Source organism: Barnesiella sp. An55 (assembly GCF_002161555.1).
In the GTDB taxonomy this organism is placed as follows: domain Bacteria; phylum Bacteroidota; class Bacteroidia; order Bacteroidales; family Barnesiellaceae; genus Barnesiella; species Barnesiella merdipullorum.
Genome location: NZ_NFHZ01000037.1, coordinates 1 through 1,862 on the forward strand (window position 1 = coordinate 1; position 1,862 = coordinate 1,862).

The 1,862-nt window shown below is 36.5% G+C and carries 2 protein-coding genes; both read right to left on the minus strand.

Features of this window, described 5'->3' with window-relative positions:
• Positions 1-273: 273 nt before the first annotated feature.
• Positions 274-765, minus strand: a complete 492-nt coding sequence (locus tag B5G10_RS12425) for a hypothetical protein (RefSeq protein WP_087425041.1) — start codon at positions 763-765, stop codon at positions 274-276.
• Positions 766-1,347: 582 nt separating this feature from the next.
• Positions 1,348-1,862 (minus strand): hypothetical protein (locus B5G10_RS12435; RefSeq protein WP_206396579.1); only part of this gene is annotated, 515 nt, incomplete at its 5' end.

A 1,862-nucleotide genomic window follows, 5' to 3' on the forward strand; every position in this document is an offset into this window, starting at 1 on the left:
AAGACAAGCTCCGGCACCTGCAGGTACCCTCTTTCTCTCTTTGACTCGTCATTAGATACCTGCCCCCATAACGGTGCCGATAATAGGATGAAGATTACACCCATCAAAATTGCATACTTAGATTTCATAGCATTGGACTTAATATATAACACACTGGAAATCATCTGGTTTTTCATTAACTTCTACAAGATATATTTTGTAGGTCGGAATATGTAAATAAAGCTGTCGCATTTCCGTCACCTCTTATTTTATATTGCATCATAACTTTTCCAATTAATCGAACCAACAGTTTAACATTCTCTTCAAATTATCTGACATATAGTATCTGTTATTTCCCATATCCACAAATCTTTCGTCATACCAAATTACTGAAAGGTTACCCTGCGAGTAAATCTCAATTTTTCCCCTTACATCAAGAGGATCTATATCTAATTCTACGGTATTCCCTTGTTTTGTTGTTACGGTCTTTTTCATACAATCATACGGTCTTATTTTTATCAGAGAATCGGGAAGAGCATTTAGTTGCAGTAGATTCTGGCAGAGTTGTTGGATTTCTGAATAGGATAATTTTTTAAGGAAATAGGGATAAGAACCTTTCCCTTTTTCAAAATGATTGTCAAACAATCGCCTTGGGGTGTTAACTGCCGTATAAACATCAAAAGAGAAATGTTTAATCTTTATACTGTCGGCTTTTTCGCATATCATTATTTGAGAAAAGGCAAGTAACGAACAAAATAAAAAAAGCAAGGCTATATATCTTTTCATAATGTATCATTTTAAGGCTATACTATTCTTTTCTTTTGTGGAGCTCGATATTGCTTTATACAAGAGATTGATAAAAACAGTCCGTATATAGCATAAAAAAGAAGAACTTTAGCATATAATATCACCTCTAAGAAAAAGTCTTTTTGACAAATAGGAATTGAGTCATTACTGCCGTTGGGTAAGGAATTTTCGAAATAATACTTTATATTAACTTCCTGGCTGATAATAAATAAAACACTATAAACAATTACTATCAAAGAAAACAGTATAAATACGTACTGTAATATCTTATGCAATTTCTTATTATTCATAAATTTTAGCATAGGTTTAATACATACCGAAATTCAACATCCTGTTTTCATGCGTCAAGATATGTATTTTCCTGCACATATCCAAGAGAATAGAGACGAAAATGAAGCAGCGTGTCACCCCGCACTCGATGGGGGCGTCTTGTCACCCCGCACAACGATGCGAGGTCCAGGAGATGAATGAGTGGGGAATGCCTCCTGCAGGTATTCGTCTGCCGGTATTCCTGAGTTTCTCCTGATTATCATACAAAAACCGGTTACGGCTCATAAGTTATCACCAGCACCCCAGCCCGGTTATCTCCATCTTTCCACGAGAGTATTTGAAATAGAAATCTCCCCAATCATGTCTTATAATGGGGACATATTGTTGATAAGTGAATTTTCTTTTTTCCCCCGTTCGTTCATATAGATATGGAGGAAGATCACCATGCCAAACAAAAAGGAAATCGTTGTATTCGAAATATCCCGTCCCCTCCCTGGCTCTTGGAGAGGCAGATATCGAGAATATGAGATAATAGCTTCCATCGTCTTGCCTTTTCGATTTAACATTAAATACATCGGCACCTTCGTAGTCCAAGCAAGCGCAACCCGAATTGAAAATCTTGGAGTCTATCTCTTGTAAAAAGACCGAGTCTTTTATATTCATTTCGGGCATATAGACCGTGATTTTTTTCACTATCTCTTCATAGGTCAGCATTTGGGCCTGTATGGTTGGTACACCTATCAGTGACAGCAACACATAAATCATACACTTTTTCATAGCCGTTAAACAGAATTTTGTTAGTCCTC

Excerpts from the sequence above, each read along its gene's own strand:
- B5G10_RS12425 (WP_087425041.1), bottom strand. The coding sequence starts at position 765 with ATGAAAAGATATATAGCCTTGCTTTTTTTATTTTGTTCGTTACTTGCC.